The organism is Pseudomonas sp. TMW22091, assembly GCF_022496705.1.
GTDB classification, from domain to species: domain Bacteria; phylum Pseudomonadota; class Gammaproteobacteria; order Pseudomonadales; family Pseudomonadaceae; genus Aquipseudomonas; species Aquipseudomonas saxonica.
The window spans coordinates 85896-111013 of record NZ_SCFI01000007.1 but is presented as its reverse complement, the minus strand read 5'-3'; the positions used below and the strand labels follow the sequence as shown (position 1 = coordinate 111013).

The window sequence follows — 25118 nt, the reverse complement described above, 5'->3', positions numbered from 1 at the left end:
GCCGCCGTGCTAACGATTTACAACACGCTCACCAAGAGCAAAGAAGTTTTCAAGCCGCTGGATGGCAACAAGGTGCGTATGTATGTGTGCGGCATGACCGTGTACGACTACTGCCACTTGGGCCACGGTCGCAGCATGGTTGCCTTTGATCTGGTGACCCGTTGGTTGCGCTTCAGTGGTTACGATTTGACTTACGTGCGCAATATCACGGACATCGACGACAAGATCATCAATCGCGCTCGTGACAACGGTGAAGCGATTGAGGTGCTGACCGAGCGCATGATCGCCGCGATGCATGAGGATGAGGCCCGGCTCAATATCCGCAAGCCGGATATGGAGCCGCGTGCCACCGATCACATCCCCGGCATGCATGCCATGATCCAGACCCTGATCGACAAAGGCTATGCCTACGCGCCGGGTAACGGTGACGTGTATTACCGCGTCGCCAAGTTCGTGGGCTACGGCAAACTGTCGCGCAAAAAGATCGAAGATCTGCGCATCGGCGCACGCATTGAAGTCGATGAGGCCAAGGAAGACCCGCTGGATTTCGTGCTGTGGAAGGGTGTCAAGCCAGGCGAGCCGAGCTGGGAGTCACCGTGGGGCCCGGGTCGTCCGGGTTGGCACATTGAGTGCTCGGTAATGTCCACTTGCTGCCTGGGTGAGACGTTCGATATTCATGGCGGGGGCAATGACCTTGAGTTCCCGCACCATGAGAACGAAATTGCCCAAAGCGAGGCGGCGACGGGTAAAACCTACGCCAATACCTGGATGCACGGCGGGATGATTCGCATCAATGGCGAGAAGATGTCCAAGTCCTTGAACAACTTCTTCACTATTCGCGATGTGCTGGAGAAATATCATCCGGAAGTGGTGCGTTATCTTCTGGTGTCCAGCCACTATCGCAGCGCGATCAACTACTCCGAAGATAACCTCAAGGATGCGAAAGCGGCTCTTGAGCGGTTCTATCACGCCCTCAAAGGGTTGCCGAAAGCGGCCCCGGCGGGCGGCGAAGCGTTCGTTGAGCGTTTCACTCAAGTGATGAACGACGACTTCGGCACGCCGGAAGCGTGTGCCGTGCTGTTCGAAATGGTGCGTGAAATCAATCGTCTGCGTGACAGCGATGTGCAAGCAGCTGCCGGTTTGGCTGCGCGTCTCAAGGAGCTCGCTGATGTGCTGGGTATTTTGCAGCTTGAAGCCGATGATTTCTTGCAGGCGGGCGCTGAAGGCAAAGTGGATGCTGCTGAAGTCGAAAGATTGATCGCTGCGCGTTTGGCAGCTCGTGCTGGCAAGGATTGGGCCGAGTCAGACCGTATTCGTGATCAGCTCTCAGCAATGGGTGTGGTGCTTGAAGATGGTAAAGGTGGCACAACCTGGCGCTTGGCTGACTAGGTTGTCTGTTGCGTTAACAAAGGCCCGCCTCGTGCGGGCTTTTGTTTGTCCGGTAATGTTTGCACGCATAAAAAAACGGCGCCCGTGGGCGCCGTTTTGTGTGCGGGCGTTACGCGTTAGTCGTGCAGTGTTTCGGCTGCGTACAGGGTGTTTTCCAGCAAGCAAGCGCGAGTCATCGGGCCTACGCCGCCTGGAACTGGCGTGATCCAGCCCGCGCGGGGCAGGGCGGTCTCGTAAACCACGTCGCCTACCAGCTTGCCGTCTGCCTGACGATTGATGCCGACATCAATCACGATGGCGCCTTCTTTGATCCATTCGCCTTTAACCAGCCCCGGCTTGCCAGCTGCCACTACCACCAGATCGGCACGGCCAACGTGGCCAGCCAAGTCCTTGGTAAAGCGGTGGGTCACGGTCACGGTGCAGCCTGCCAGCAGTAGCTCCATGGCCATGGGGCGGCCTACGATATTGGAGGCGCCAACAATGACCGCGTCCATCCCGTACAAATCCTGACCGGTACTTTCCAGCAGCGCCATGATGCCTTTAGGCGTGCAGGGGCGTAGCAGCGGGATGCGTTGCGCAAGACGGCCAACGTTATAGGGGTGGAAGCCGTCAACGTCTTTGTCCGGGCGGATGCGCTCCAGCAATTTGGAGGCGTCAAGATGCTCGGGCAGCGGCAATTGCAGCAAGATGCCGTCGATGTTCGCGTCTTCATTAAGACGGTCGATCAAGTCGGTCAGCGCTTGCTGTGTCGTGTCTGAAGGCAGGTCATAGGCTTGAGAGAGAAAGCCTACCTCTTCGCAGTCTTTACGCTTGTGCGAAACATAAACCTGGGAAGCAGGATCGCTGCCGACCAGAATCACTGCCAGGCCGGGCGTTCGCAGGCCTTGCTCGTGACGCTCGGCAACACGTTTGGCAATCTGCTGGCGCAGGCTGGCGGCGATCGCTTTGCCGTCGATTAGTTGTGCAGTCATTACGCGTGATTAACCATCGTAAAGGGTGGAAAAAGGACGAGCATTCTCGCATGCCGTGGCCTGAGGGCAAAGGCGCTTGGTCTGCTTATTCCCCTAACTCCTTTATATTTCTGAACTTTTTTTAAAAAAGAGTTGACGACCTACGGGGTCGTCTATAAGATTCGTCGCACTTGTCGGGCACAGCCTAGCACTGGTTATGAAAGTGGAGCGAAGTTGTTGTCCAGCTTGGTGATACTGAAAGCACTTAGTTTGTAGTCGTCACAGAGTACAGATTATTAAGGCGCCCGTAGCTCAGCTGGATAGAGCATCCGCCTTCTAAGCGGATGGTCGCAGGTTCGAGTCCTGCCGGGTGCGCCATTAGGCAGCTTTGGCACAAGTAAAGTGGTACAGGCAATATGGTGGGCGTAGCTCAGTTGGTAGAGCACGGGATTGTGACTCCCGTTGTCGAGGGTTCGATCCCCTTCGTCCACCCCATATTTAGAAGGCCGCCAGATTAATCATCTGGCGTCTTTGCTTCAAGTGTTTGAAATGCGGATGTGGTGGAATTGGTAGACACACTGGATTTAGGTTCCAGCGCCGAAAGGTGTGAGAGTTCGAGTCTCTCCGTCCGCACCAAATATGGGTTTGTAGCGTTATTTACGTTACAGGTCCGCGGAATAGAGCCGCTATAGCGGCTTTGTTCTTTTAAAGATTCATGCAATATGGTGGGCGTAGCTCAGTTGGTAGAGCACGGGATTGTGACTCCCGTTGTCGAGGGTTCGATCCCCTTCGTCCACCCCATATTTAAAAAACGCCAGATTAATAATCTGGCGTTTTTGCATCAAAAATTTGAAATGCAGATGCAGTGGGATGAGTTGCCGCACTGGATTTGGGTTTCAGCGTCTTGAAGAGTGAGCGCTCAAGCCTCCTCTGTCTGTTCTCCCTCCAGTTACCGTCCCCTTGTTTAAGCAGGCGCACCACCCGAAAAGGGTGCGTTTTCGTCGGTCAGGTGTTTATCGGCCGCGCAGCGTCACTGTGTTGCAAGATAATGCGCGCCTTGGATCTTTTTCCTTTGTCGAAATAGCGACATTTTTTCCGGCTTCTATATAAGAAGAAAAAGGCTCTGAAGGGGGCTGTATAAAGATTTTTGTGTATTGAGGTGTTTAAGCAAATCATTGCTTGCGCTTAATAATGTGCCAGCTGTTTCTGAGTATGAATGCGGTAGGGTGACTTCTTGAGTTTGACCCACTAGAATGCATGCCCTTGATTATGGGGTCGGAAACGGCCGGCTAATGTCTGTGCAACGAGGAATATCCATGCAAGTTTCTGTTGAAAATACTTCTGCTCTTGAGCGCCGCATGAGCATCACCGTGCCAGCTGAGCGCATCGAGACCCAGGTCAACAAGCGTCTGCAGCAGACTGCCCAAAAGGCCAAGATCGCGGGCTTCCGCCCGGGCAAAGTTCCTATGAGCGTGATCCGTCAGCGTTATGAAGCTGATGCGCGCCAGGAAGCCGTGGGTGATGTCATCCAGGCGTCCTTCTACGAAGCCGTTGTTGAGCAAAAGCTGAACCCTGCTGGCCAGCCTTCGGTAGAGCCAAAAGTGCTGGAGAAGGGCAAGGACCTGGAATACGTTGCCACTTTCGAAGTATTCCCTGAATTCGAAGTAACCGGTCTGGACACTATCGCTGTCGAGCGCCTGAGCGCCGAAGTGGCTGATGCCGACCTGGACAAAATGCTGGACGTGCTGCGCAAGCAGAACACCCGCTTTGAAGTCACTGATCGTGCCGCTCAGAACGAAGATCAACTGAACATTGATTTCGTTGGCAAGGTAGATGGCGAAGTTTTCGCTGGCGGTTCCGCCACCGGTACTCAGCTGGTTCTGGGTTCGGGCCGCATGATTCCTGGCTTCGAAGAAGGTCTGGTGGGTGCTAAAGCGGGCGAAGAGCGCGTTCTGACCCTGACTTTCCCTGAGGACTACCAGAACCTTGATCTGGCCGGCAAAACTGCCGAGTTCACTGTTAAGGTGAACACTGTTTCCGAGCCTAAGCTGCCTGAGCTGAACGAAGAGTTCTTCGCACAGTTCGGTATCAAGGAAACAGGTCTGGAAGGTTTCCGCACTGAAGTTCGTAAGAACATGGAGCGTGAGCTGCGCCAGGCAATCAAATCCAAGGTCAAGAATCAGGTAATGGAAGGCCTGTTGGCTGCCAACCCGATTGAAGTGCCAAAAGCACTGCTGTCGAGCGAAGTTGATCGCCTGCGCGTTCAGGCTGTTCAACAGTTTGGTGGCAACATCAAACCTGATCAGCTGCCGGCTGAGCTGTTCGAAGAGCAAGCCAAGCGCCGTGTAGTGCTGGGCCTGATCGTGGCTGAAGTGGTCAAGCAATTCGACCTCAAGCCTGACGAAGATCGCGTTCGCGAAATGATTCAGGAAATGGCTTCCGCTTACCAGGAGCCTGAGCAGGTTGTAGCTTGGTACTACAAAAATGATCAGCAATTGAACGAGGTTCGTTCGGTTGTGCTGGAAGAGCAAGTTGTGGATACTGTTCTGCAGAAGGCTAAGGTGACCGATAAAGCGGTCTCTTACGAAGAAGCAGTCAAGCCGGTAGAAGCACCACAAGCCGACTGATTTCTGACTCGTTAGAAAACACAACCATAAGCCAGCCTCGAGCTGGCTTATGCGTATTTCAGACAAGACTATTTGGGAGTGACTGCCGGACATGTCCCGCAATTCTTATATTCAGCAGAACTCTGACATCCACGCCGCTGGCGGCCTGGTCCCGATGGTTGTTGAGCAGTCAGCCCGTGGCGAGCGCTCCTACGACATTTATTCGCGCCTCCTGAAGGAGCGGATCATCTTCCTGGTAGGCCCTGTCGAAGATTACATGGCCAACCTGGTGGCGGCGCAGCTGTTGTTCCTTGAAGCCGAAAACCCGGACAAGGACATCCATCTCTACATCAACTCACCGGGCGGTTCGGTGACTGCGGGCATGTCGATCTACGACACCATGCAGTTCATCAAGCCGGACGTGTCGACCATCTGTATTGGTCAAGCCTGCAGCATGGGTGCTTTCCTGCTGGCTGGCGGCGCACCGGGTAAGCGTCACTGCCTGCCTAACTCGCGCATGATGATTCACCAGCCGTTGGGCGGTTTCCAGGGGCAGGCGTCGGATATCGACATTCATGCCAAAGAAATCCTCAACATCCGTCATCGCTTGAACTCGCTGTTGGCTCACCACACCGGTCAGCCTCTGGAGACTATTGAGCGTGACACCGAGCGTGACAATTTCATGAGCGCTGAGCGTGCAACCGAATATGGTTTGATCGACTCTGTGTTCAGCAAGCGTCAAATGCCCGCTTAAGTAGCTCAAATGTAGGTGGTTGGGGTTTCCGGCCACCTGCGGGCTTGAAAAAGCCCGCAGTTGCCTTCATCTTGTGTTGCAAGCCTATCGGATTTGGATCGATCGAATGACTGACACCCGCAACGGCGAGGACAACGGCAAATTGCTCTATTGCTCCTTCTGTGGCAAAAGCCAGCATGAAGTGCGCAAATTGATTGCCGGCCCCTCGGTCTTTATCTGCGACGAATGCGTCGACCTGTGCAATGACATCATCCGTGAGGAGGTGCAGGAAGCCCAGGCCGAAAGCAGCGCGCATAAATTACCTTCGCCAAAAGAAATCAGCGGCATCCTTGATCAATACGTCATTGGTCAGGAACGTGCCAAAAAGGTTTTGGCTGTAGCGGTGTACAACCACTACAAGCGCCTCAACCAGCGCGACAAGAAGAACGACGACGTCGAGCTCGGCAAAAGTAACATTTTGCTGATTGGCCCTACCGGCTCGGGTAAAACCCTGTTGGCAGAGACCTTGGCGCGTCTGCTGAATGTACCGTTCACCATTGCTGATGCAACCACGCTGACTGAAGCGGGTTACGTCGGTGAAGACGTGGAAAACATCATTCAGAAGCTGCTTCAGAAATGCGATTACGACGTCGAGAAGGCCCAGATGGGCATTGTCTACATCGATGAGATCGACAAGATTTCACGCAAGTCTGATAACCCTTCCATCACCCGTGATGTTTCCGGTGAAGGTGTGCAGCAAGCATTGCTGAAATTGATTGAAGGCACAGTGGCTTCCGTACCGCCTCAAGGTGGTCGTAAGCACCCGCAGCAGGAATTCTTGCAGGTTGATACCCGCAATATTCTGTTTATCTGTGGTGGTGCGTTCTCGGGCCTTGAGAAAGTTGTTCAGGCTCGCTCCACGCGTGGTGGCATTGGTTTCAGTGCTGAAGTGCGCAGCAAGGAAGAAGGCAAGAAGGTTGGCGAGTCACTGCGTGAAGTCGAGCCTGACGATTTGGTCAAGTTTGGTCTGATCCCTGAATTTGTCGGTCGTCTCCCTGTGTTGGCGACGTTGGATGAGTTGGATGAAGAAGCGTTAATGCAGATTCTGACTGAGCCTAAAAACGCGCTGACCAAGCAGTACGGCAAACTGTTCGAGATGGAAGGTGTTGATCTCGAATTCCGTACTGACGCTTTGAAAGCCGTGGCCAAGCGTGCGCTTGAGCGTAAGACTGGCGCACGGGGCCTGCGTTCGATCCTTGAAGGCGTGCTGCTCGACACCATGTATGAAATCCCCTCGCAGTCCGAGGTGAGTAAAGTGGTGATCGACGAAAGCGTTATTGAAGGTAAGTCCAAACCGTTGTTGATTTACGAAAACAACGAAGCGACTGCAAAGGCTGCACCTGACGCGTAAGTGTATTACTGCTTATTGCACGTGACGTGTTGACGAAGGGGCCTACGGGCCCCTTTGTTTTTCCTGTCGCTAAACGCTTGTTTTTTTTCGGAACTGCCCCCATCTTGGCTTCAAGCTTATATCCATCTGATTACGGCCTTATGGCCGCCGTAGAGGCGAAATCATGAAGACAACCATCGAATTGCCTCTCCTGCCATTGCGTGATGTTGTGGTTTATCCGCACATGGTTATCCCACTGTTCGTGGGACGCGAGAAATCGATCGAGGCCCTTGAGGCTGCGATGACGGGCGACAAGCAAATTTTGCTGTTGGCTCAAAAAAATCCTGCTGACGACGATCCGGGTGAAGACGCGCTCTATCGTGTCGGTACCATTGCTACCGTTTTGCAATTGCTCAAGCTGCCTGACGGTACGGTTAAGGTGCTGGTTGAGGGCGAGCAGCGTGGTGCTGTGGAGCAGTTTGGTCAGGCTGACGGCTATCTGAGCGCGCAAGTCTCTTTGATTGATGAAGTGGCCGCCCCTGAGCGTGAATCCGAAGTCTTTGTCCGTAGCCTGATCTCGCAGTTTGAGCAGTACGTGCAGCTGGGCAAGAAAGTCCCGGCAGAAGTGCTCTCATCGCTCAACAGCATCGATGAGCCGAGCCGTCTGGTCGATACGATGGCCGCCCACATGGCGCTGAAGATCGAACAGAAACAGGAAATCCTTGAGATTCTCGACCTGCAAGCCCGGGTTGAGCATGTCCTGGCGTTGCTCGACGCTGAAATCGACTTGCTGCAAGTTGAAAAACGCATCCGTGGCCGTGTCAAAAAGCAAATGGAGCGCAGCCAGCGCGAGTACTACCTGAATGAGCAGATGAAGGCTATTCAGAAAGAGCTGGGTGACGGTGACGAAGGTCACAACGAAATCGAAGAGCTGAAAAAGCGAATCGATGCGGCAGGCTTGCCTAAAGACGCCATGGCCAAGGCCCAGGCTGAGCTGAACAAGCTCAAGCAGATGTCGCCAATGTCCGCTGAAGCCACTGTGGTGCGTTCCTACATCGATTGGTTGGTACAGGTGCCGTGGAAGGCGCAGAGCAAGGTTCGCCTTGATCTCAAGCGTGCCGAAGACATTCTTGACGCTGACCACTATGGTCTGGAGGAAGTTAAAGAACGGATTCTCGAATACCTCGCTGTGCAAAAGCGCGTGAAGAAGATTCGTGGCCCGGTTCTGTGTCTTGTAGGTCCTCCTGGTGTCGGTAAAACCTCTCTTGCAGAGTCTATTGCCCACGCAACAAACAGAAAGTTCGTACGCATGGCTTTGGGTGGCGTGCGTGATGAAGCCGAAATACGTGGCCATCGTCGTACCTACATAGGTTCGATGCCGGGTAGATTGATTCAAAAAATGACAAAAGTAGGCGTGCGCAATCCGCTGTTCTTGCTCGATGAAATCGACAAGATGGGCAGCGACATGCGCGGCGATCCCGCTTCTGCATTGCTTGAAGTGCTTGATCCGGAACAGAACCACAACTTCAATGATCATTACCTTGAGGTCGACTACGACCTGTCTGACGTAATGTTCCTGTGTACCTCGAACTCGATGAACATTCCGCCGGCGTTGCTGGACCGGATGGAAGTCATTCGACTGCCGGGTTACACCGAAGATGAAAAAATCAACATCGCTGTCAAATACCTCGCACCCAAGCAAATTGAGGCCAACGGCCTGAAGAAAGGGGAGCTGGCGTTCGACAACGAAGCCATCCGCGACATCATTCGTTACTACACACGTGAAGCGGGTGTGCGAGGTCTTGAGCGCCAGATTGCGAAGGTTTGTCGTAAGGCAGTCAAAGAGCACGCTATGGAAAAACGCTTCGCCGTCACGGTGACGCCTGAGCTTCTGGAGCACTTCCTGGGTGTAAGAAAATTCAGCTATGGCTTGGCTGAGCAGGAAGACCAGATCGGTCAAGTGACCGGCTTGGCGTGGACGCAGGTTGGCGGCGAATTGCTGACTATCGAAGCCGCAGTTGTGCCGGGCAAGGGTCAGTTGATCAAGACTGGATCGCTTGGCGATGTGATGCTGGAGTCCATTACCGCTGCACTGACTGTGGTTCGTAGCCGCGCGAAAAGCCTCGGTATCCCATTGGATTTCCACGAGAAACGCGATATTCACATCCACATGCCGGAAGGCGCGACACCTAAGGATGGGCCGAGCGCGGGTGTCGGTATGTGCACCGCTTTAGTCTCTGCTTTGACGCTGATTCCGGTACGCGCCGATGTTGCGATGACAGGTGAAATTACGCTGCGGGGCCAGGTTCTGGCTATCGGGGGCTTGAAGGAAAAACTGCTGGCTGCTCACCGAGGCGGTATAAAAACAGTCATTATTCCTGAAGAAAACGTTCGCGATCTGAAGGAAATTCCTGACAACATAAAACAGGATCTTCAGATCAAACCGGTTAAATGGATTGACGAGGTCCTGCAAATTGCGCTGCAATACGCGCCGGAGCCCTTGCCGGATGTGGCTCCCGAGATTGTTGCCAAGGACGACAAGCGAGAGTCTGACTCTAAGGAAAGAATTAGCACGCATTAATATGGCTTTGCCTGAAGGGCTTGTTGACGCTGTTTAGAGCCCTTGTTATAAAGCGGCTCATGCAGTCTCAATAAGCGCTTCAGCAGTCGTCTTGCTTTTTACCAAAAACTTTAGAAACATACTCAAATAGATATAAGGGGACTTAGAGTGAACAAGTCGGAACTGATTGATGCTATCGCTGCATCTGCTGATATCCCGAAAGCTGCAGCCGGCCGTGCGCTGGACGCAGTAATCGAATCCGTCACTGGCGCTCTAAAGGCTGGCGACTCTGTGGTACTGGTTGGTTTTGGTACTTTTTCTGTGACTGATCGTCCTGCTCGCACGGGCCGTAACCCACAGACTGGCGAAGCGCTGAAAATCGCAGCTGCCAAAAAACCAGGCTTCAAAGCCGGTAAAGCACTGAAAGAAGCCGTTAACTAAGTTTCTGCAACACTTTTTACCCAACCGGGTCAGGCGCACGCCAGGCTTGGCAGCGGAGCGGTAGTGCAGTCGATGGCAACATTGGCAGGTCACACCGGGGGTCGCGGGTTCGAGCCCGGTCCGCTCCGCCAGTTAAGAAAAGGCGCATCCTCGGATGCGCCTTTCTTCTATCCGGACTCTACCCACGCTCCACGGTTGCTCATTGTGCAAGACCGTTTCTGGGGGAAGCATGCTGCAAAATATCAGGGACAATTCACAAGGCTGGATTGCCAAGACCATCATCGGAGTCATCGTCGCGTTAATGGCGTTGACCGGTTTCGATGCCATTTTTCAAGCCACCTCAACCAGCAAGGATGCGGCCAAGGTTAACGGCGAAGAGATCACGCAAGTTGAGCTGAGTCAGGCTGTCGACATGCAACGTCGTCAGCTCATGCAACAGCTTGGCAAGGATTTCGATGCTTCACTGCTCGATGAAAAAATGCTGCGTGAAGCGGCCCTTAAAGGGTTGATCGATCGCAAGCTGCTGTTGCAGGGCGCTAATAACGCGAAGTTCTCCTTCTCTGAAGCGGCTCTGGATCAAGTTATCCTGCAGACGCCTGAGTTTCAGGAGAACGGTCAGTTCAGCCCTGAACGATTTGATCAGGTGATTCGTCAGCTGGGTTACGGTCGTCTGCAATTCCGCGAAATGCTGGGCCAGGAAATGCTGATCGGTCAACTGCGTGCCGGTTTGGCCGGCAGTGGGTTTGTGACCGATGAGCAAGTGAACGCTTTTGCCCGTCTCGATAAACAAACCCGTGATTTCGCTTCGCTGAACATCAAAGCCGACCCGGCTGCGGTGAAAGTGAGCGACGATGAAATCAAGGCGTATTACGACGAGCATGCCAAGGAATTCATGACGCCCGATCAGGTCGTGATCGACTACATCGAGTTGAAGAAGTCCTCCTTCTTTGATCAGGTGGCGGTCAAGGACGATGAGCTGCAAGCGCTTTATCAGAAGGAAATTGCCAACCTGGCTGAGCAACGCCGCGCTGCGCACATCCTGATTGAAGTCAATGACAAGGTCAGCGACGAACAAGCCAAAGCCAAGATCGCTGAGATTCAGCAGCGTCTGGCCAAGGGTGAAAGCTTCGAGGCCCTGGCCAAAGAGTTCTCGCAAGACCCGGGCTCTGCTGCCAATGGCGGTGATTTGGGCTTCGCTGGAACAGGTGTTTACGATCCTGTGTTTGAAGCAGCTGTTTATGCGTTGAAACAGGATCAGGTGTCGGAGCCGGTTCGCACCAGCTTTGGCTATCACCTGATCAAGTTGCTGGGCGTTGAAGCGCCTGAAGTACCAAGCTTTGCCAGCCTGAAAGACAAGCTGACGCGTGACTTGAAAACCCAGCAGGTTGAGCGCCTCTTTGTGGATGCGACCAAGCAGTTGGAAGACTCTGCGTTTGAAGCGTCTGACCTGGCTCAGCCGGCACAAGATCTCAAGTTGACCGTGCATACCTCCGAGCCGTTTGGTCGTCAGGGCGGCAAGGGCATTGCAGCTAATCGTGACGTCATCCAGGCTGCTTTCAGCACTGAGGTGATGGATGAGGGTGCCAACAGCACCGCGATCGAACTCGATCCTGAGACTGTCGTAGTGTTGCGTGTCAAAGAGCATCACAAGCCTGAGCAATTGCCTCTTGAAGCTGTGTCCGAAAGCATTCGTGCGCAATTGGTCAAGGAGCACGCCAGCTCGGCAGCGAAAACGCGTGCTGATGAAATCATCAAAGAGCTGCGCGATGGCAAGCTGCCGTTGAATCAGCCTGTGGATGGTCAGTCGTGGAAGGTTCAGGAAGCAGCTGCACGTGGGCAGGAGGGTATTGACCCGGCTGTACTGCAAGCGGTCTTCCGCATGCCTAAGCCTGTCGCCGCTGACAAGCCTACGTTTGCCAGTGTGACGTTGGCCGATGGCACCGTTGTTGTATTGCGCCTCAATGGCGTCAACGATGCTGCGAAGCCGACTGAAGAAGAGAAAGCAGACTACCGTCGCTATCTCTCCTCGCGTGCAGGTCAGCAAGACTTTGCCGCGTACCGCAAGCAGTTGGAAAACGAAGCCAAGGTTGAGCGCTACTAAGCGTTCTGCCTGCTTCACTAAAAATGGCCGCTCTTTGAGCGGCCATTTTTTTTGCATGCTTTTACCTTTTACCCTTATTCCTGTAGCAGGGACGAGGAGTAACAGTTTCACTGTCTGATAAATGCAAAACGCCCGGTGCATAGACTGCACCGGGCGTTTTGAGAAGCGGCTTTAACGAAGGGTTTACTCTTCGAGGCTGCCCATTGCGGTGGTGTTGAAACCGCCGTCTACGTACATGATTTCGCCGCTGATGCCCGATGCCAGATCGGAGCACAGGAAGGCGCCGGCATTGCCGACTTCGTCGATGGTGACGTTACGACGCAGTGGAGTCTGCGCTTCGTTGGCCGCCAGCATTTTACGGAAGTTCTTGATACCCGAAGCTGCCAGGGTACGGATCGGGCCAGCCGATACGCAGTTAACGCGAGTGCCCTCAGGGCCCAGGCTGCCTGCCAGATAACGTACGCCGGCTTCCAGGCTGGCTTTGGCCATACCCATGACGTTGTAGTTCGGCATGGTGCGCTCTGCGCCCAGGTAAGACAGGGTCAGCAGGCTGCCATTGCGGCCTTTCATCATTGGGCGGCCAGCTTTGGCCAGCGCCACGAAGCTGTAAGCGCTGATGTCGTGAGCGATGCGGAAACCTTCACGGGTAGTGGCGTCGGTGAAGTCACCGTCCAGCTGGTCGCCCGGAGCGAAACCTACGGAGTGAACGATGCAGTCCAGGCCATCCCATTTTTTGCTCAGGTCTTCAAAGACCTTGGCGATTTCTTCATCGCTGGCAACGTCGCAAGGGAAGCACAGTTCAGGGTTTGAGCCCCAGCCTGCTGCGAACTCTTCTACGCGGCCTTTAAGCTTTTCGTTCTGATAAGTGAAAGCAAGTTCAGCGCCTTCACGGTGCATGGCGGCAGCAATGCCAGAAGCGATGGACAATTTGCTAGCGACACCGACGATCAGGACGCGCTTACCGGCGAGAAAACCCATGTGTTGTTCCTCTATCAGATTAATCGACAGCCACTGGTGCCAAATAGGCGGCTTCCAGCAGCTGTTGTGTATATGGATGTTGCGGTGAGGCAAAGATACTTTGCGCATCACCCTGTTCGACCACTTGGCCATGCTTGACCACCATCAACTGGTGGCTCAGCGCTTTGACGACAGCCAGGTCATGGCTGATAAACAAATACGTCAGGTTGTACTTGACTTGCAGTGAGCGTAAAAGCTCAACAACCTGGCGTTGTACGGTCCGGTCCAACGCTGAGGTTGGTTCGTCCAGCAAAATCAACGCCGGTTTTAAAACCAGTGCGCGGGCAATGGCGATTCGTTGCCGTTGCCCACCTGAAAACTCGTGAGGGTAGCGGTGCCGGGTTTCCGGATCCAGACCTACTTCCCGCAAGGCTTCAATAATTGCGGTTTCCTGCTCCTCGGCAGTGCCCATGCGGTGAATGCGCAAGCCTTCACCGACAATTTCGCTGACGCTCATGCGTGGGCTGAGGCTGCCAAACGGGTCTTGGAACACCACCTGCATTTCCCGACGTAAAGGTCGGACTTCTTGCTGAGACATGCAGTCTAGCCGTTTGTCCTCAAAACGGATCAAACCCTTGCTGGCAATTAAACGCAAAATCGCCAGGCCGAGTGTCGATTTGCCTGATCCGCTTTCCCCTACAATGCCCAGGGTCTGACCCTGACGCAGACTGAAGTTTATGCCGTCGACCGCCTTCACGTAATCAACGGTTTTACGCATCAGCCCTTTTTTTATCGGGAACCAGACTTTCAGGTCGTCGACCTCCAGCAATGTCGGCCCTGCCACGGTAGCGGCCGGGTCTCCGCTGGGCTCCGCATTCAGCAGCTCCTGTGTGTACGGATGCTGCGGTGAACGGAACAGCTGTTCACACGATGCTTGTTCGACGATTGAACCTCGCTGCATGACACATACTCGGTGCGCAATTCGTCTAACCAGGTTCAAATCGTGGGTGATCAGTAACAGGGACATGCCCAAGCGGGCTTGTAAATCCTTTAGCAAATCGAGGATTTTCAACTGCACGGTAACGTCCAGCGCAGTGGTCGGCTCGTCGGCGATCAACAGTTCCGGCTCGTTGGCCAAGGCCATCGCAATCATGACGCGTTGTCTCTGCCCGCCTGACAGCTCGTGTGGCAGCGCTTTAAGGCGTTTGTGAGGCTCAGGTATGCCCACCAGCTCAAGCAGCTCCAGGGTGCGCGCAGTGGCTTGCTTGCCGGTCAGCCCTTTGTGGATGCCCAGTACTTCGTTGATTTGTTTCTCAATTGAGTGCAGCGGGTTGAGCGAAGTCATGGGCTCTTGAAAAATCATGGCGATGCGATTGCCGCGAACATGCCGAAGCTTTTTTTCATTGAGGCTCAATAGATCCTGACCGTCATACAGGATGCTGCCCGTGGGATGGCGTGCCAGCGGGTAGGGCAGCAGGCGCAAAATCGAATGCGCGGTCACCGATTTACCTGAGCCGCTTTCGCCAACCAGTGCCAGGGTTTCACCTCGTTTGATGTCAAAGCTGATGCCTTTCACCACCCGATGTGGGTGTTCACCGCTGACAAACTCGACGGAGAGATCACGCACTTGAATCAGATTGTCCTGCGTCATCTCATTTCCTCGGGTCGAACGCATCGCGAGCGGACTCGCCGATAAACACCAACAGGCTGAGCATGATGGCCAGCACGGCAAAGGCGCTTATGCCCAGCCACGGCGCTTGCAGATTGGATTTGCCCTGTGCCACCAGCTCGCCCAATGACGGTGCTCCGGGTGGCAGGCCGAAGCCCAAAAAGTCCAGTGCGGTCAGGGTGCCAATGGCGCCGGTCAAAATAAAAGGCATAAAGGTCATGGTCGACACCATCGCGTTGGGCAGGATATGGCGGTACATAATGGCCATGTCTTTCATGCCCAGCGCTCGGGCGGCGCGCACGTATTCCAGGTTGCGGCCGCGCAGAAACTCGGCGCGTACCACATCGACCAAACTCATCCATGAGAACAGCAACATGATTCCCAATAGCCACCAGAAGTTGGGTTGCACAAAGCTGGCGAGGATGATCAGCAGATACAGCACCGGTAACCCGGACCATATTTCCAGAAAGCGTTGACCGGCCAGGTCGACCCAGCCTCCGTAGAAACCCTGAAGTGCCCCGGCAATCACGCCAATTATTGAACTGAGCACTGTTAACGTCAGAGCGAACAGAATAGATATTCGGAAGCCGTAAATAACCCGTGCGAGTACATCCCGGCCCTGATCGTCAGTGCCCAGCCAGTTTTCGGCAGAAGGCGGGGCAGGGGCCGGGACTTTCAGGTCGTAGTTGATGCTCTGATAACTGTACGGGATGGGCGGCCACAGAACCCAGGCGTCTTTTTTGGCGAGCAGTTCACGAATGTACGGGCTTTTGTAGTTGGCTTCGAGTGGGAACTCGCCGCCAAAGTCTGTCTCCGGGTAACGTTTAAGGGCCGGGAAAAACCATTCGCCTTCGTAGTGGATAACCAGGGGTTTGTCGTTGGCGATCAGTTCTGCACCGAGGCTCAGCCCGAACAGCACAAGAAAGATCCATAACGACCACCAGCCGCGTCTGTTGGCTTTAAAACGTTCGAAACGTCGTCGATTGAGGGGGGACAATTTCATCTCAATGCTTCCTGCTTTCGAAGTCGATACGCGGGTCTACCAAGGTGTAAGAAAGGTCGCCGATCAATTTCACGATCAGGCCGACCAGCGTAAAAATAAACAAGGTGCCAAATACCACCGGGTAATCGCGATTGATTGCAGCTTCAAAACTCATGAGGCCTAAACCGTCCAGTGAGAAAATCACCTCGACCAGCAAAGAGCCGGTGAAGAAAATCCCGATAAAGGCGGAAGGGAAACCTGCAATCACCAGCAGCATGGCGTTGCGAAATACATGCCCATACAGGACACGGTGATTGGTCAGTCCTTTGGCTTTGGCGGTGACCACGTATTGTTTGTTGATCTCATCCAGAAAGCTGTTTTTGGTCAGCAGGGTCATGGTGGCAAAGTTGCCGATCACCAGCGCCGTGACAGGCAATACCAAGTGCCAGAAATAGTCGAGAATCTTTCCGGTCAGGCTCAATTCGTCAAAGTTGTTGGAGGTCAGACCGCGCAGTGGAAACCAGTCCAGGTAACTGCCGCCGGCAAACACCACAATCAACAGGATGGCGAACAGGAATGCCGGGATCGCATAGCCCACTATGATCGCCGAGCTGGTCCAGACGTCAAAGCGGCTGCCGTGTCGTGTGGCTTTGGCAATGCCCAGCGGAATCGACACAAGGTACATGATCAGCGTGCTCCACAAACCCAGCGAGATGGATACAGGCATCTTCTCCTTGATCAGGTCGATCACCTTGGCATCCCGGAAAAAGCTCTCGCCGAAGTCCAGTTGCGCGTAGTTCTTGATCATGATCCACAAGCGTTCCGGTGCCGATTTGTCGAAGCCATACATCTTTTCGATTTCTTTGATCAGCTCCGGATCCAGCCCTTGTGCGCCCCGGTAATTGGCCCCCGCCACCGAGACTTCGGAGCCGCCGCCGGCAATACGGCTGGTGGCGCCATCAAAGCCTTCGAGTTTGGCAATCATCTGCTCAACCGGGCCGCCCGGTGCGGCCTGAATGATGATGAAGTTAATCAGTAGAATCCCGAACAAGGTCGGAATGATCAGCAGCAGTCGCCTGATGATATAAGCCAGCATTTAAGGCTCCTGGCTCGCGCTTTCAGGTTGAGGGGGTTTCGCAGGTTGTGAATCCGGTTTCGCCCACCAGGTATCGGTACCGATGTCGTACTTGGGCGTGATCTCGGGATGACCGATGTGGCTGGAATAAGCTACGCGCCAGGTCTTGATGTGCCAGTTGGGAATCACGTAGAAGCCCCATTGCAGTACGCGGTCGAGTGCGCGGGCATGGTTGATCAGGCTTTGTCGGGATTCGGCATTGATCAGGCCTTCAGTCAATTGATCAATGGCCGGGTCTTTGAGGCCGATGAAGTTTCGACTGCCGGGCTTGTCGACACTCTGCGACTCCCAGTATTCACGTTGTTCGCTGCCGGGTGAATTTGATTGCGGGAAGCTGCCTACAATCATGTCGTAATCGCGCGAACGCAGACGGTTGAGGTATTGAGAGGTGTCGACCCGCCGAATTTGCAGGTCAATACCCAGGTCGCTGAGGTTGCGTTTGTAGGGCAGCAGGATTCGCTCGAACTCGGTTTGCGCCAACAGGAACTCGATTTTCACCGGTTTGCCCTGTGCATCGACCATTTTGTCATCGACGATGCGCCAGCCGGCCTCTTGCAAGAGTTGATAAGCACGACGTTGCTGGTCACGGATCATGCCGCTGGCGTCGGTGACATTGGGTTTGAAAACCTCAGTGAACACTTGGTCAGGGACCTGCCCGCGCAAAGGTTCCAGAATCGCCAGCTCTGCTTCGCTGGGCGGTGCCTTGGCAGCCATTTCCGAATTTTCAAAATAACTGCCGGTGCGTGCGTAAGCGCCGCTGAACAGTTGCTTATTGGCCCACTCAAAGTCGAACAACAGGCTAAGCGCTTCACGCACCCGCACATCCTGGAACATCGGCTTGCGCAGGTTGAACACAAAACCCTGCATGCCGGTCGGGTTGTGATTGCGGATTTCTTCTTTTTTCAAGCGACCTTGGGTAAATGCAGGCGCGTTGTAGGCGCTGGCCCAATTTTTGGCGCTGATTTCTAGCCAATAATCAAACTGCCCGGCCTTGAGTGCCTCAAAGGCCACGCTGTTGTCGCGAAAGTAATCGACGGTGATCGTGTCAAAGTTGTACAGGCCCTTGTTGATAGGCAGGTCTTTGCCCCAGTAATCCTTGTTGCGCTCATACCGAATAAAGCGTCCAGGCTTGATCTCGGTGATGGTGTATGGGCCGCTGCCCACCGGCACTTCAAGGCTGCCCTTGGCAAAGTCGCGCGTTTCCCACCAGTGCTTGGGTAGCACAGGAAGCTGGCCTAGAATTAACGGTAATTCGCGATTTTTGGTGTGCTTGAAGGTGAATTTCACCTGCAGTGGGGTTTCTGCGATGGCTTGATCGACGTCGCTGTAATAGCCCTTGAACAGGGGCGAGCCATTTTTCATGAGGGTGTCAAAGCTGAAGACAACATCTTCGGCGCGGATTGGATGGCCATCGTTGAACTTGGCTTCTGGGCGCAGGTAAAAACGCACCCAACTGTTGTCAGGGGCTTTTTCGATTTTTTCAGCGATCAGACCATAGGCGGTGAATGGCTCATCCAGGGTTTGCCGTGCCAGGGTGTCGAACGTTAATGAAATATCGTCGGCCGGCACGCCCTTGTTGATAAACGGATTGAGGCTGTCAAAGCTGCCCAGCGATGATTTTCGAAAGGTTCCGCCCTTGGGTGCATCCGGGTTGACGTAATCGACATGCTTGAAGTTGGCCGGGTATTTGGGCGGCTCATCGTAGAGTGTCAACGCATGCTGCGGGGCCGCCAGTGCCGCACAGGCAAGGCTGGCCAGTAGCAGGCCACTCAACGGCTTGAGTAACGTACGCAAGGGCATCATTGGGTTTTCTCCGTAGTCTTTAGCCACCACGCACTGAGGCCTAATGTATAGGGGGGCGTAGTCACGAAGGCGAGCCGGTTGCGGTACGCCAGGCGGTGATAATTCAGATACCAGTTAGGGATGCTGTAGTGCTGCCAGAGCAGGACGCGATCCAGCGCCCGGCCCGCGGCCAATTGTTCTTCACGGGTTTGTGCAGCCAGCAGGCGTTCAAGCAGTTGATCGACGACCGGATTCGCAACCCCTGCATAATTTTTGCTGCCCTTGACGTTGGCCTGGCTTGAGTGGAAGTACTGCCACTGTTCAAGGCCGGGGCTTAAGGTTTGGTCGAGGGTCATCAGGATCATGTCGAAGTCGAACTGATCCAGCCGCTGTTTGTACTGGGCGCGATCCACGGTACGCAGCCGTGCATCGATGCCAATACTGGCCAGGTTTTCAACGTAAGGCTGCAATATGCGCTCAAGGTTGGGATTTACCAGCAGTATTTCGAAACGCAACGGGTTGCCGTCGCTGTCGAGCAAGCGTTGTTGTGACAGCTTCCAGCCGCCTTCACTCAGTAGTTGCAGGGCATGGCGCAGGGTTTCACGGGGGATGCCCTGACCTTCGGTGCGCGGCAAGGCAAATGCCTGGGCGAAGAGTTCGGGCGGCAGTTGGCTACGCCATGGTGACAGCATCAACCACTCGTGACCTTGGGCAAGGCCGCTGGCCGAGAATTCACTGTTGGGGTAATAGCTGAGGGCGCGCTTATAGGCACCGTTGAACAGCGCACGGTTGGTCCATTCAAAGTCAAACATCAAGCCCAGCGCTTCGCGGACTTTTGTCTGCGCAAAGGTGCTGCGTCGGCTATTCATAAACAGCCCTTGGGTTTGAGTCGGAATCTGGTGAGTGATTTCAGCTTTTATGACCTCTCCCCGGCGCACGGCCGGGAAGTTATAGCCATTGGCCCAGTTCTTGGCCTGATGCTCGATATAGATGTCGAACTCACCCGCCTTGAACGCTTCGAACGCCACGTCGCTGTCGCGATAGAACTCAACTTCGACACGGTTGAAGTTATATTTGCCACGATTGACCGGCAAATTGGCGCCCCACCAGTTTTTAACATGTTCAAAAACCAGCTGTCGTCCCGGTGTGACCTTGGTAATACGGTAAGGCCCGCTGCCTAGTGGTGGCTCAAACGTAGTGGCTTTGAAGTCACGCGTTGCCCAGTAGTGCTGGGGCAGAACCGGTAATTCGCCCAACCGTAAAATCAACAGCGGGTTGCCCGAGCGTTTGAATACAAAGCGAATGCGCTTGGGCCCCAGAATGTCCACGCGCTGAACTTCTTGAAGGTTGGTCCGGTATTGAGGATGACCTTCTTTGAGAAGGAGATTGTATGAAAAGGCGACGTCGTAGGCGGTAATCGGTGCGCCATCATGGAACTTCGCTTCAGGTCGTAAGTTAAATACCACCCAACTGCGGTCCTCGTTGTATTCCACCGATTGTGCGATCAGGCCATAGCTGGAGGTCGGTTCGTCACCTGAGGGGGCGTACTGTCCTGTGCCGGCCATCAGGGTTTCGTTAAGCTCGTTGACCCCGTATTGCAGGAAATTGGCAGTCGAAACCGGGCTTGTGCCTTTAAAGGTATAGGGGTTGAGTGTGTCAAAGGTGCCAAACGCCATGACTTTCAACGTCCCGCCTTTTGGGGCGTCGGGGTTCACCCAGTCGAAATGGGTAAAGGTGGCCGGGTACTTGAGTGTGCCGAACTGCGCATAGCCGTGGCTTTCGCTGATGGCAGCGCTTGCGGGAAAGCTCAAGGCCAGGCTGATGAATAGCGGGAGGAGGGGACGCATCAAGGCAGAGATCCGATCCAGGCATTGGGCTTAGGGTTTCCGTACAGTAACAGCTTGTATCTGTAGGAAAAAGGCTGCACTGGAAAGCACTACGGGTAAGTAGCGTCCTGCTTGTTAGTAGGACTCTACTTACCCGTGGCGGGCCCAACTTTCGGCTTAGCGCGGTTTGGATACCGTCAGCATTTGTCCGGGCTTAAGGGCTTTGGCACTGTTCGGATTCCAGCGTTTGAGGTGTTGCATCTCAACGTTAAATCGCTTGGCAACGATGTACAGCGAGTCGCCTTTTTTAACTTTGTACCGTGTAGGTTTTTTGGCCGTTGGCTTGCGTGTGTCTTGCATGACCAGAATCTGGCCGGCCTTGAGGTTGTTGCCGCTGAGTTTGTTCCAGTGTTGCAAGTCTTTGACGTTGACCTTGTTGGCTTTCGCAATCAGGGTCAGGTTGTCGCCGCTTTTAACCCGGTACTTGCGGTTCAATCGCGCGGTCGATGTGCTTACAACTTTGTCGAACACCGGTTTGTTGGGGCGCAGACTGACTAGCTGGTCGGAGCTGAGGTTGGACAGGCTGGCCGTTAGCAGTTGGGCTTTGGCCGTGGGTACCAGCAAAAGCTGTGGCCCCTCGGTGGTTGCACGTTGTTTGTAGGCCGGGTTGAGTTGAAACATCTCGTCTTCATCGATCTCGGCCAGCGCAGCGACGCGCGACAAGTCCATCGATTGTTTGATTTCGACTGTTTCAAAGTAGGGTTCGTTGGCAATCGGGTTCAAGTTGATGCCATAGGCTTCAGGGGCCAGAACCACTTGGGAGAGTGCCAGTAACTTGGGGACATAATCTTTGGTTTCCTGCGGCAAAGGCAGGTTCCAGTAGTCAGTCGGCAAGCCAAGTTTTTCGTTGCGTTCAATGGCTCGGCTGACTGTGCCTTCGCCTGCATTGTAGGCTGCCAGCGCCAGCAACCAGTCACCGTTAAACATGTCGTGCAGGCGGTTCAGGTAGTCCAGAGCGGCGATTGTCGAGGCAGTAATATCACGACGGCCATCGTAGGCGCGGGTCTGGCGCAAATTGAAGTAGCGCCCTGTTGAGGGGATGAACTGCCATAACCCGACGGCATTGGCGTGGGAGTAAGCCAGCGGATTGTAGGCGCTTTCGATAGCCGGCAGTAAGGCCAGCTCCAGCGGCATGTTGCGTTCTTCGAGGCGCTCAACGATGTAGTGGATATAGAGGCTGCCGCGTTCGCCGGCATTTTCGAGAAAAGATGGGTTGCTGGCAAACCAAAGGCGCTGCTGTTCGATGCGGGGGTTAACGTTCTGGCCATCTTGCAATTTGAAACCCTGGCGCATCCGTTCCCACACATCTTGTGGCGCAACGGGGCTGGGTTTGGAGCTGAGCCAGAGGGGCTCTTGAGGAATACGTTTGGTGATTTTGAGACTGGCCCGTTCGGAGGGTTGGGCCGAGTGATCCATGGATTGGCAGCCCGCGAGGGTGGCGGACACAGCTACCGCGATGGCTTTAACCAAGCGCGTCAATGCATCTGAATTAATGGAGTTACCTTTGAATGATGACATTGGCTAAAGAAAAGTTCGGGCAAAAATGTCGGGCGATTCTAGAAAGCAGGTGGGGCGCGGTCAACTGTTCAGAATTTCAGGGTTAACCGCGAGCTTGATCAGAACTTATCTTTCCAGCTTCGCAAGCTGGCAAATACCGCACTGGGCGAGTTGTTGTTGCGCTTATTCCATTCGTCAGCTTTTTCTTTAACAGATGTTTCGGTAACCCGTAGAAACGGATTTGTGCGTAATTCGAGTGCAATAGAAGAAGGCAGGCTGATACGACCCTGATCTCGCCATTGTTGGACTTGCAAGGTTCGGGCTGCAATATCTGTATTGGTGGGTTCTACCGCTTGGGCAAAGCGCAGATTGCTCAGCGTGTATTCGTGCGCGCAGAACACTGCAGTTTGCGGTGGCAACACCGCCAGGCGGCTAAGCGAGTGATGCATTTGCTCGGGAGTGCCCTCGAACAGTCGCCCACAACCTGCCGCAAACAAGGTGTCGCCGCAGAAGAGTAAGGGGGTCGACGCATCGTGGTGGTAATAGGCGATATGACCCAGTGTGTGGCCCGGAACGAGCAGTACGTCGAACTTAAGGCCCAGCACTTCAATAGCATCATTGTCATTGAGCGCCACTTGTCGGCCCGCAATGTTCTCAAGTGCAGGCCCCCAGACCTTCGCGTTAGTGTGTTCAAGCAGCGGCAAAACCCCACCCACATGGTCGGCGTGGTGGTGAGTGATCAGGATGTCACTGAGCTCCCAGCCCGGATGTTGGGCCAGCCAGTCCAGAACAGGGGCGGCGTCACCCGGATCGACCACGGCGCAACGTTGATTCGTTGTGTCTTGTAACAACCAGATGTAGTTGTCGCTGAAGGCGGGCAGGGCGTCGATCTGTAACATGGCGCAATTCCAATGTCTGAAACAAAGGCGCATCTTAGGTCCTGTGATACCCACATGGCGAATTGGAGGAGCAATGACCGATAAAGTATTGGCTCAGGCCGATCCGGAATGGCTGGCGCTGATCAGTTCGGCGCGGGAATGGTTGTCTGGCCCCCACGGGCAATTGCTGCTCGAAGATGAGCAGCGGGTGCTGGAGGACGAGCTGGGGCGGTTTTTCGGCGGTTATCTGGTGCATTACGGCCCGGGTGCCGACACCCCGCCCAAGGCCCCTCAAGTACAGCGTAATGTGCGTTTGGGGGCGCCGCTGCCCGGCGTCGAAATCATCTGTGAAGAGCAGGCCTGGCCTTTATGTGAGCATGCTGCCGATGTCGTTGTGTTGCAGCATGGCCTGGATTTTTGCCTGTCACCCCATGGCTTGTTGCGTGAAGCGGCCAGTAGTGTGCGACCTGGCGGGCACTTGTTGATTGTGGGCATAAACCCTTGGAGCAGTTGGGGCCTGAGGCATGTTTTTGCCAAGGATGCGCTGTCCAGGGCGCGTTGTATTTCGCCTTCTCGGGTCGCTGACTGGCTGAATTTGCTGGGCTTTGCGCTGGAGAAACGTCGCTTCGGGTGCTATCGTCCGCCGCTGGCATCTGCTGCCTGGCAAAGCCGTTTGGCGGGCTGGGAGCGCAAGGCGGGAAGCTGGCAATTGGCCGGTGGCGGCTTCTATGTATTGGTTGCGCGCAAAATAGTGGTGGGCCTGCGTCCGGTCAACCCGATGCGCCGCGAGCCGATGGGCAAGCTGATTCCGCTGCCGATGGCCAAGGTCACTCGGCGTCATACTGAACCCTAATTTCATGTCGGGTCGAATTCACTCGGCCCCGGGTGCTGCTGATCCTTGATTGGCAGGCCGTAGCAGCCTTTTCTGGAAAGTTTGTAATGAGCAATAGTGTTGAAATGTTCACCGATGGTGCCTGCAAGGGTAATCCCGGCCCCGGGGGTTGGGGGGCTTTGCTGGTGTGTCAGGGCGTCGAGAAAGAGTTGTGGGGCGGTGAACCTAACACCACCAATAACCGAATGGAGCTGATGGCAGCCATTCGTGGCCTGGAGGAACTCAAGCGTCCGTGCGAAGTGTTACTGGTAACCGACTCGCAGTACGTGATGAAAGGCATCACAGAGTGGATGGTCAACTGGAAAAAACGCGGCTGGAAAACCGCCGCCAAAGAACCGGTTAAAAATGCCGATTTGTGGAAAATGCTCGATGAGCAAGTCAATCGTCATACCGTGAAGTGGGAGTGGGTGCGCGGTCATATCGGCCATTACGGCAACGAGCGCGCAGACCAGTTGGCCAACCGCGGTGTGGACGAAATGAGGGGCATCAAGCATGCGTAGCGTTGTACTCGATACCGAAACCACCGGTATGCCGGTTACCGACGGCCACCGGGTCATCGAGATCGGTTGCGTCGAGTTGATGGGCCGTCGCCTGACAGGCAGGCACTTCCACGTGTACCTGCAGCCTGACCGCGAAAGCGACGAGGGTGCGATTGGCGTTCACGGTATTACCAATGAGTTTCTGGTGGGTAAACCGCGATTTGCCGAAGTGGCCGACGAGTTTTTTGATTTCATCAAAGGCGCGCAACTGATCATTCATAACGCTGCGTTTGACGTGGGCTTTCTGAATAACGAATTTGCCCTGATCGGTCAGACCGACCGCGCTGACCTCACGCAACACTGCACCATCCTCGACACGTTGATGATGGCCCGAGCGCGACACCCAGGGCAGCGCAACAGCCTGGATGCGTTGTGCAAACGCTATGGTGTAGATAACTCGGGCCGTGAACTGCACGGCGCGTTGCTCGACTCCGAGATTCTGGCAGACGTTTACCTGACCATGACGGGCGGCCAGACCAGCCTGTCGCTGGCGGGTAACGCCTCTGACGGTAATGGTTCTGGCGAGGGCTCGGGCAATCAGGCCACCGAAATTCGTCGCTTGGCGGCCGATCGTCAGCCAGGCCGGATCATTCGTGCAAGCGATGCGGAGCTGGCAGAGCACGCGGCACGTCTCGAAGTGATTGCAAAATCGGCGGGTGCGCCTTCGTTATGGGCTCAACTTCTCGAAGCCAAAGGGCAAACGTTGCAATAGCCTTGAGCTGAATCCAGGG

At 54.7% G+C, this 25118-nt stretch carries 19 protein-coding genes and 4 tRNA genes; 14 read left to right on the top strand and 9 right to left on the bottom strand.

Features of this window, described 5'->3' with window-relative positions:
* Positions 1-6: 6 nt before the first annotated feature.
* The gene (cysS, locus tag EQV93_RS14965; RefSeq protein WP_146386811.1) at positions 7-1389 is read left to right on the top strand and encodes a cysteine--tRNA ligase; all 1383 of its coding nucleotides are present in this window, start codon (positions 7-9) and stop codon (positions 1387-1389) included.
* Between the two features lie 116 nt (positions 1390-1505).
* Here cysS and folD read toward each other — a convergent pair whose 3' ends face one another.
* Positions 1506-2360, bottom strand: coding sequence for a bifunctional methylenetetrahydrofolate dehydrogenase/methenyltetrahydrofolate cyclohydrolase FolD (gene folD / locus EQV93_RS14960; protein ID WP_122786098.1), 855 nt, complete (start codon positions 2358-2360; stop codon positions 1506-1508).
* A gap of 280 nt (positions 2361-2640) precedes the next feature.
* Here folD and EQV93_RS14955 point away from each other — a divergent pair.
* The 10 genes from EQV93_RS14955 to EQV93_RS14910 all read left to right on the top strand — a co-directional run bounded on the left by EQV93_RS14955 (position 2641) and on the right by EQV93_RS14910 (position 12170).
* Positions 2641-2717: transfer RNA gene (locus EQV93_RS14955), tRNA-Arg, on the top strand.
* A 41-nt stretch (positions 2718-2758) separates the two neighbouring features.
* A tRNA-His gene (locus EQV93_RS14950) sits at positions 2759-2834 on the top strand.
* A 56-nt stretch (positions 2835-2890) separates the two neighbouring features.
* Positions 2891-2975, top strand: a tRNA-Leu gene (locus EQV93_RS14945).
* A gap of 89 nt (positions 2976-3064) precedes the next feature.
* Positions 3065-3140, top strand: a tRNA-His gene (locus EQV93_RS14940).
* A 515-nt stretch (positions 3141-3655) separates the two neighbouring features.
* On the top strand, positions 3656-4966 hold the full coding sequence (tig, locus tag EQV93_RS14935) for a trigger factor (protein ID WP_122786097.1): 1311 nt from the start codon (positions 3656-3658) through the stop codon (positions 4964-4966).
* A 91-nt stretch (positions 4967-5057) separates the two neighbouring features.
* Positions 5058-5699, top strand: a complete 642-nt coding sequence (gene clpP / locus EQV93_RS14930; RefSeq protein ID WP_122786096.1) for an ATP-dependent Clp endopeptidase proteolytic subunit ClpP — start codon at positions 5058-5060, stop codon at positions 5697-5699.
* 106 nt (positions 5700-5805) lie between these two features.
* Positions 5806-7089, top strand: a complete 1284-nt coding sequence (gene clpX, locus EQV93_RS14925) for an ATP-dependent Clp protease ATP-binding subunit ClpX (RefSeq protein ID WP_122786095.1) — start codon at positions 5806-5808, stop codon at positions 7087-7089.
* A gap of 163 nt (positions 7090-7252) precedes the next feature.
* A complete protein-coding gene (lon, locus tag EQV93_RS14920; protein WP_122786094.1) occupies positions 7253-9649 on the top strand; it encodes an endopeptidase La in 2397 nt (798 codons plus the stop codon).
* Between the two features lie 147 nt (positions 9650-9796).
* Positions 9797-10069 (top strand): HU family DNA-binding protein, encoded by a 273-nt coding sequence (locus EQV93_RS14915; protein WP_074759350.1) that lies wholly within the window; start codon positions 9797-9799, stop codon positions 10067-10069.
* A 229-nt stretch (positions 10070-10298) separates the two neighbouring features.
* Positions 10299-12170: a SurA N-terminal domain-containing protein gene (locus tag EQV93_RS14910; protein ID WP_122786093.1), complete on the top strand. Its 1872-nt coding sequence runs from the start codon at positions 10299-10301 to the stop codon at positions 12168-12170.
* 183 nt (positions 12171-12353) lie between these two features.
* Here the strand turns inward: EQV93_RS14910 and fabI are convergent, their stop codons facing one another.
* The 8 genes from fabI to gloB form a co-directional block, all read right to left on the bottom strand.
* The gene (gene fabI, locus EQV93_RS14905) at positions 12354-13148 is read right to left on the bottom strand and encodes an enoyl-ACP reductase FabI (RefSeq protein ID WP_003441378.1); all 795 of its coding nucleotides are present in this window, start codon (positions 13146-13148) and stop codon (positions 12354-12356) included.
* A gap of 19 nt (positions 13149-13167) precedes the next feature.
* The gene (locus EQV93_RS14900) at positions 13168-14778 is read right to left on the bottom strand and encodes an ABC transporter ATP-binding protein (protein WP_146386813.1); all 1611 of its coding nucleotides are present in this window, start codon (positions 14776-14778) and stop codon (positions 13168-13170) included.
* 1 nt (position 14779) lies between these two features.
* A complete protein-coding gene (locus EQV93_RS14895; protein ID WP_122786091.1) occupies positions 14780-15799 on the bottom strand; it encodes an ABC transporter permease in 1020 nt (339 codons plus the stop codon).
* Position 15800: 1 nt separating this feature from the next.
* Positions 15801-16874, bottom strand: a complete 1074-nt coding sequence (locus EQV93_RS14890; protein ID WP_122786090.1) for a microcin C ABC transporter permease YejB — start codon at positions 16872-16874, stop codon at positions 15801-15803.
* Positions 16875-18716, bottom strand: coding sequence for an extracellular solute-binding protein (locus tag EQV93_RS14885; protein ID WP_146425618.1), 1842 nt, complete (start codon positions 18714-18716; stop codon positions 16875-16877). It lies immediately after the preceding gene.
* Positions 18713-20542: an extracellular solute-binding protein gene (locus EQV93_RS14880; protein ID WP_240891832.1), complete on the bottom strand. Its 1830-nt coding sequence runs from the start codon at positions 20540-20542 to the stop codon at positions 18713-18715. The genes EQV93_RS14885 and EQV93_RS14880 overlap by 4 nt, the downstream gene beginning before the upstream one ends.
* Before the next feature lie 156 nt (positions 20543-20698).
* Positions 20699-22099, bottom strand: a complete 1401-nt coding sequence (locus EQV93_RS14875) for a lytic transglycosylase domain-containing protein (RefSeq protein ID WP_122786087.1) — start codon at positions 22097-22099, stop codon at positions 20699-20701.
* 98 nt (positions 22100-22197) lie between these two features.
* Entirely contained in the window at positions 22198-22977 is a 780-nt protein-coding gene (gene gloB / locus EQV93_RS14870) for a hydroxyacylglutathione hydrolase (RefSeq protein WP_240891831.1), read from the bottom strand.
* 73 nt (positions 22978-23050) lie between these two features.
* On the opposite strand from gloB, the gene EQV93_RS14865 reads away from it, so the two are divergent.
* From EQV93_RS14865 to dnaQ, 3 genes are all read left to right on the top strand, one after another.
* Complete coding sequence (locus EQV93_RS14865) at positions 23051-23809, top strand: methyltransferase domain-containing protein (protein WP_122786085.1); 759 nt, start codon at positions 23051-23053, stop codon at positions 23807-23809.
* An 86-nt stretch (positions 23810-23895) separates the two neighbouring features.
* Positions 23896-24348, top strand: a complete 453-nt coding sequence (gene rnhA, locus EQV93_RS14860; protein ID WP_122786084.1) for a ribonuclease HI — start codon at positions 23896-23898, stop codon at positions 24346-24348.
* Positions 24341-25099, top strand: coding sequence for a DNA polymerase III subunit epsilon (gene dnaQ, locus EQV93_RS14855; RefSeq protein ID WP_146386819.1), 759 nt, complete (start codon positions 24341-24343; stop codon positions 25097-25099). The genes rnhA and dnaQ overlap by 8 nt, the downstream gene beginning before the upstream one ends.
* Positions 25100-25118 lie beyond the last annotated feature (19 nt).

Bases quoted from the DNA above. Each gene is read 5' to 3' on its own strand.
- EQV93_RS14890 (WP_122786090.1), bottom strand. From the start codon at position 16,874: ATGCTGGCTTATATCATCAGGCGACTGCTGCTGATCATTCCGACCTTG.
- clpX (WP_122786095.1), top strand. From the start codon at position 5,806: ATGACTGACACCCGCAACGGCGAGGACAACGGCAAATTGCTCTATTGC.
- EQV93_RS14900 (WP_146386813.1), bottom strand. From the start codon at position 14,778: ATGACGCAGGACAATCTGATTCAAGTGCGTGATCTCTCCGTCGAGTTT.
- gloB (WP_240891831.1), bottom strand. From the start codon at position 22,977: ATGTTACAGATCGACGCCCTGCCCGCCTTCAGCGACAACTACATCTGG.
- clpP (WP_122786096.1), top strand. From the start codon at position 5,058: ATGTCCCGCAATTCTTATATTCAGCAGAACTCTGACATCCACGCCGCT.
- tig (WP_122786097.1), top strand. From the start codon at position 3,656: ATGCAAGTTTCTGTTGAAAATACTTCTGCTCTTGAGCGCCGCATGAGC.
- folD (WP_122786098.1), bottom strand. From the start codon at position 2,360: ATGACTGCACAACTAATCGACGGCAAAGCGATCGCCGCCAGCCTGCGC.
- lon (WP_122786094.1), top strand. From the start codon at position 7,253: ATGAAGACAACCATCGAATTGCCTCTCCTGCCATTGCGTGATGTTGTG.
- EQV93_RS14865 (WP_122786085.1), top strand. From the start codon at position 23,051: ATGACCGATAAAGTATTGGCTCAGGCCGATCCGGAATGGCTGGCGCTG.
- EQV93_RS14895 (WP_122786091.1), bottom strand. From the start codon at position 15,799: ATGAAATTGTCCCCCCTCAATCGACGACGTTTCGAACGTTTTAAAGCC.
- dnaQ (WP_146386819.1), top strand. From the start codon at position 24,341: ATGCGTAGCGTTGTACTCGATACCGAAACCACCGGTATGCCGGTTACC.
- EQV93_RS14910 (WP_122786093.1), top strand. From the start codon at position 10,299: ATGCTGCAAAATATCAGGGACAATTCACAAGGCTGGATTGCCAAGACC.
- EQV93_RS14875 (WP_122786087.1), bottom strand. From the start codon at position 22,099: ATGTCATCATTCAAAGGTAACTCCATTAATTCAGATGCATTGACGCGC.
- EQV93_RS14880 (WP_240891832.1), bottom strand. From the start codon at position 20,542: ATGCGTCCCCTCCTCCCGCTATTCATCAGCCTGGCCTTGAGCTTTCCC.
- rnhA (WP_122786084.1), top strand. From the start codon at position 23,896: ATGAGCAATAGTGTTGAAATGTTCACCGATGGTGCCTGCAAGGGTAAT.
- EQV93_RS14885 (WP_146425618.1), bottom strand. From the start codon at position 18,716: ATGATGCCCTTGCGTACGTTACTCAAGCCGTTGAGTGGCCTGCTACTG.
- fabI (WP_003441378.1), bottom strand. From the start codon at position 13,148: ATGGGTTTTCTCGCCGGTAAGCGCGTCCTGATCGTCGGTGTCGCTAGC.